Genomic DNA, 4,933 nt, shown 5'->3' on the forward strand with positions numbered 1-4,933 from the left:
TCAGCCGCGGCTGTATTCGATCTCCTCCAGCCCCAAGGAAAGTCCGCACGAAGTCCATTTGACGGTCTCCCCCGTCCGGTACAACTTCCAGGGGATCCAACGCCACGGCGTGTGTTCAACCTACCTGGCTGACCGCTCACCTGGCGACCAGATCGCTTTGTCTGTAAGGCCTTCCAGTAATTTCCGGCCTCCGGCCGATCCCCACACGCCGATGATCATGATCGGACCCGGAACCGGGATCGCTCCCTTCCGGGGCTTTTTGCAGGAGCGCCGCGCACTGGGCTACACCGGACCCAACTGGCTGTTCTTCGGGGAACGCCACGCCGCCACCGACTTCTACTACCGCGACGAGATCGAGGCGATGCGTGCGGACGGATTCCTCACCGAGCTGGATCTGGCGTTCTCCCGCGACCAGCGCGAGAAGGTTTACGTCCAGCATCTGATGCGCCACCGCGGCGCCCAGCTGCGGCGCTGGTTGCAGGACGGCGCGCAGGTGTATGTCTGCGGGAACGCCGACCCGATGGCCAAGGACGTCGACCGTGCGCTCAGCGACATCGCGGCCGAGCACGGCAGGCTCGACCACGACGCCTCCCGGGCATACGTGCGCGCGCTGAGCGCCGACAAGCGCTACCACCGCGACGTCTACTGAGATCTCGCGCGCCGCCGCGAGATGCGTAATGCGACCGAAACGTCGCGCACCCGCCGCCGAAACATCGTCGCCGCACCATTTTCTTGTCGGATTGCGGGTGTCTTGCCGGATTGCACGGGTCAGAGGAGTGCCGGAAGCATGGCTCGGGATTGTGTCGGACCCGAAGGGGCCCCCGAACACTTCTGCCCGCCGCAGTGCCGGCTGCGGCTCGGTACCACTCGCGAGCGGGTCGACTGGGCGGGGCTGCCCGTCGACCTGGATTTGGTGTTTTCCAGAAACCAGCGTGACAAGGTCTACCTGCAGCACCTGCTGCGCCGGCGGGACACCCAGATCGCGTGCCGCTTCGACGACGGCCGCAGGCGGTGCGCCCGCGGCGACGACTGTCCCCTGGTCCGGGACGAGGGGCTCGCCCAACCCCGGCCTACGGCAGGTCGCTGAGCGCCGCCGCCGCCACCCCTTGTGATCCATCCGCGCCCTGAGCGGAATTGACCGGCGGTTGACCCGGTTTAGACCCGTAGGCGGTGATCGAGCTTCGGGGCGAGGTGAAGGCGCGGATGAGCCGGACCGGCGAACAGGGCAGTTGTCCTATAGTGGGGCTATGCAACAGGCCAGACAGCCGCGCTTCGCCCTTACGCGCCGTCCCGCTGTGGACTGTTGTTGTTGATTTCCTGACGCTTTCCGACGCTCAACTGTTGTGTGCGTCCGGCGCCGGATACCGGCGGGTCCGAGGGTTCGCCGGGGCGGCACCGGACGCGCGTCACTCTCCAGGAAGACCGACCACCGATGACCGCATTTCACGGATCTCACCAAGGGATTGGCCGGCGTGTCCGGCGCACCTTTGAGGAGGGCACATGAGCATCGCCGACGACATCACGCAGCTGGTGGGGGGCACGCCGCTGGTCCGGCTGCGCCGGGTCAGCGAGGGCGCCGTCGCCGACGTCGTGGCCAAGCTGGAGTTCTTCAACCCGGCCAACAGCGTCAAGGACCGTATCGGCGTGGCCATGATCGACGCGGCCGAACTCGCGGGCCTGATCAAACCGGACACGATCATCCTCGAACCGACGAGCGGCAACACCGGCATCGCGCTGGCGATGGTGTGTGCCGCGCGGGGATACCGGTGCGTGCTGACCATGCCCGAGACGATGAGCGTCGAGCGGCGGATGCTGCTGCGCGCCTACGGCGCCGAACTCGTGCTGACGCCCGGCGCCGACGGCATGGCGGGCGCCATCGCCAAGGCCGAGGAACTCGCCAAGACCGACCAGCGGTATTTCGTGCCGCAGCAGTTCGAGAACCCCGCCAATCCGGCCGTGCATCGGGCCACCACCGGGGAGGAGATCTGGCGTGACACCGCGGGCGAGGTCGACATCTTCGTGGCCGGGGTGGGCACTGGGGGCACCATCACCGGCGTGGCCCAGGCCATCAAGGAGCGCAAGCCGTCCATTCAGATCATCGCGGTGGAGCCGGCTGCGTCGCCGGTGCTGTCCGGCGGGCAGAAGGGGCCTCACCCCATCCAGGGCATCGGCGCCGGCTTCGTCCCACCGGTACTGGACATGGACCTGATCGACGAAGTGATCGCCGTCGGCGACGAGGACTCAATCACCATGGCCCGGCGCCTGGCACGCGAAGAGGGGCTGCTCGCCGGCATCTCCTCGGGCGCTGCGGTGGCAGCCGCCGTACAGGTGGCCCACCGGCCGGAGAACACCGGCAAGCTCGTCGTCACGCTGCTCCCGAGTTTCGGCGAACGGTATCTGAGCACACCGCTGTTCGCGGACGTGGCGGACTAGCCATGCTCGCTGCCCTGCGCAACGACATCCGGGCCGCTCGGGAGCGCGACCCGGCCGCGCCGACGACGCTCGAGGTGATCTTCGCCTACCCGGGTGTGCATGCCATCTGGGGCCACCGGATCAGCCACTGGCTGTGGAAACGCGGCGCCAGGGTGACCGCGCGGGCTCTGGCCGAGTTGACCCGCATCCTGACCGGCGTCGACATCCACCCCGGCGCCCACCTCGGCTCCGGGTTGTTCATCGACCACGCCACCGGTGTGGTGATCGGGGAAACAGCCGAGGTGGGCGACGGCGTCACGATGTACCACGGCGTCACCCTCGGCGGCAGTGGCGCCGACACCGGCAAACGCCACCCCACGATCGGCGACCGCGTGACCATCGGCGCCGGGGCCAAGATACTGGGCGCGATCAAGATCGGCGACGACAGCCGCATCGGCGCGAACGCCGTGGTGGTCAAGCCAGTTCCGTCGAGCGCGGTGGTCGTCGGGGTGCCTGGGCAGGCGATCAGCCGCCCGGGCCGCGGCAGCCCGGACGACTCGATGATGCCCGATCTCGTCGGCGTCAGCCTGCAATCCCTGCTGACCCGGGTCGCCAAGCTGGAGGCCCTCGGTGACGGGCAGCAGAGTGGGCGCGTCATCCGCCCGCCCGAAGCCGGGGTCTGGCACGGCGAGGACTTCTCCATTTAGACCGCGCGCGGGGCGGCCCACCGCGAGCGGCGTTACCGTGGTCTGGGGCGGCAGGCCCCCGAAGGAAGGATGCCATGAGCGATCCCTGCACGCCGCGAGTCCCGGCGGCGCTGTCCGCACCGAGCCTGAACCGGGGGGTCGGCTTCACCCACGCGCAGCGACGGCAGTTGGGGTTGACCGGCCGGTTGCCCTCGGCGGTGCTCACGCTCGACCAGCAAGCCCATCGCGTGTGGCAGCAAGTACAAAGCCTGGCAACGGATTTGGGCCGCAATCTGCTGCTGGAGCAGCTGCACTATCGCCACGAAGTCCTGTACTTCAAGGTGCTCGAAGACCATCTGCCCGAGTTGATGCCGGTGGTCTACACCCCCACCGTCGGTGAGGCCATCCAGCGTTTCTCCGACGAATACCGAGGACAGCGGGGCCTTTTCCTCAGCATCGACGAGCCGGACGAGATCGAGGCCGCGTTCGACACCTTCGGCTTGGGGCCTGACGGCGTCGACTTGATCGTGTGCACCGACGCCGAGGCGATCCTGGGTATCGGCGACTGGGGCGTGGGGGGGATCCAGATCGCCGTGGGCAAGCTGGCGCTGTACACCGCCGGCGCCGGCATCGACCCCCGCCGCTGCCTGGCGGTGTCGCTGGACGTCGGCACCGACAACGAGCAACTGCTGGCCGACCCGTTCTACCTGGGCAACCGTCATCCCCGGCGGCGCGGCGCCGAATACGACGATTTCGTCAAACGCTACATCGAGACCGCGCACCGGCTGTTCCCGAACGCAATCCTGCATTTCGAAGACTTCGGGCCGTCGAACGCGCGCAACATCCTGCAGACCTACGGCGACCGGTATTGCGTGTTCAACGACGACATCCAGGGAACCGGCGCGGTCGTCGTGGCGGCCGTGCACGGGGGGTGCCGCGTCACCGGGACCCCGATGCGCGAACACAAGACGATCGTCTTCGGGGCCGGGACGGCCGGCATCGGCGTCGCCGATCAGATCCGGGACGCGATTGTCGCCGCCGGCGCCACCGTCGAGGAAGCGGAGTCGCAGATCTGGCCGATCGACAAGCAGGGCCTGCTGTTCGACGACATGGATGACCTGCGGGATTTCCAGCGACCCTACGCCAAGAACCGCCACGAGCTGGGCGTGGCCGCCGACGAGCGGGTGGGATTGGTCGACACGATCGCGCTCGCGTCCCCCAACTTGTTGCTGGGCTGCTCGGCGGTGTCAGGGGCGTTCACCCGCCAGGTCGTCGAGGCGATGACGGCGTCGTGCGAACGCCCCATGATCTTCCCACTGTCCAACCCCACCTCCCGCATGGAAGCCATGCCGGGCGACGTGCTCGAGTGGTCGAAGGGCCGCGCCCTGGTGACCACCGGCACACCGGTTTCGCCCGTCGAATACGACGGCACGACCTACCGGATCGGGCAGGCCAACAACGTGTTGGTGTTCCCGGGGATCGGGCTGGGCATCGTCGTCGCCGGAGCCAGGCTGGTCACCACGAAAATGCTGCGGGCCGCCGCGGAAGCCGTTGTGCACCAGGCATGTCCGGCGAATCGGGGCGATTCGCTGCTGCCCGAAATCAAGAACCTGCGCACCATCTCCACGGCTGTCGCCGAGGCGGTCTACCGCGCGGCCGTCGACGACGGGGTGGCACGCAAGACGCATGACGACATCCGTCAGGCCATCCTCGACAGCATCTGGACGCCGGCCTATGACTAGTGGTCTCGCCCGTAAGTTCGTCGGGGGTTGTTCCCAGACGCCGCTGGTGCCGAGTCTGCGCTGGCGGCGTCGAGACTGTGCTCAGCGCTACTT

Annotated in this window: 4 protein-coding genes and 1 pseudogene; all 5 read left to right on the plus strand. The window is 68.0% G+C overall.

Annotation, left to right across the window (positions count from 1 at the left end):
- Positions 1 to 649: pseudogene (locus tag ACOJVU_RS08855) on the plus strand (reductase); the annotation flags it as partial.
- A gap of 138 nt (positions 650 to 787) precedes the next feature.
- Positions 788 to 1,087 (plus strand): hypothetical protein, encoded by a 300-nt coding sequence (locus ACOJVU_RS08860; protein ID WP_421529431.1) that lies wholly within the window; start codon positions 788 to 790, stop codon positions 1,085 to 1,087.
- Positions 1,088 to 1,500: 413 nt separating this feature from the next.
- Positions 1,501 to 2,433, plus strand: coding sequence for a cysteine synthase A (cysK, locus tag ACOJVU_RS08865; protein ID WP_421529432.1), 933 nt, complete (start codon positions 1,501 to 1,503; stop codon positions 2,431 to 2,433).
- A 2-nt stretch (positions 2,434 to 2,435) separates the two neighbouring features.
- Entirely contained in the window at positions 2,436 to 3,119 is a 684-nt protein-coding gene (cysE, locus tag ACOJVU_RS08870) for a serine O-acetyltransferase (RefSeq protein WP_421529433.1), read from the plus strand.
- A 74-nt stretch (positions 3,120 to 3,193) separates the two neighbouring features.
- A complete protein-coding gene (locus ACOJVU_RS08875; protein ID WP_421529434.1) occupies positions 3,194 to 4,840 on the plus strand; it encodes an NAD-dependent malic enzyme in 1,647 nt (548 codons plus the stop codon).
- Positions 4,841 to 4,933 lie beyond the last annotated feature (93 nt).

The organism is Mycobacterium sp. THU-M104 (assembly GCF_049197365.1).
Taxonomy (GTDB): Bacteria; Actinomycetota; Actinomycetes; order Mycobacteriales; family Mycobacteriaceae; genus Mycobacterium.

What these genes read in the sequence shown, in the direction of transcription:
- ACOJVU_RS08860 (WP_421529431.1), top strand. Translation starts at nt 788, where the DNA reads ATGGCTCGGGATTGTGTCGGACCCGAAGGGGCCCCCGAACACTTCTGC.
- cysK (WP_421529432.1), top strand. Translation starts at nt 1,501, where the DNA reads ATGAGCATCGCCGACGACATCACGCAGCTGGTGGGGGGCACGCCGCTG.
- cysE (WP_421529433.1), top strand. Translation starts at nt 2,436, where the DNA reads ATGCTCGCTGCCCTGCGCAACGACATCCGGGCCGCTCGGGAGCGCGAC.
- ACOJVU_RS08875 (WP_421529434.1), top strand. Translation starts at nt 3,194, where the DNA reads ATGAGCGATCCCTGCACGCCGCGAGTCCCGGCGGCGCTGTCCGCACCG.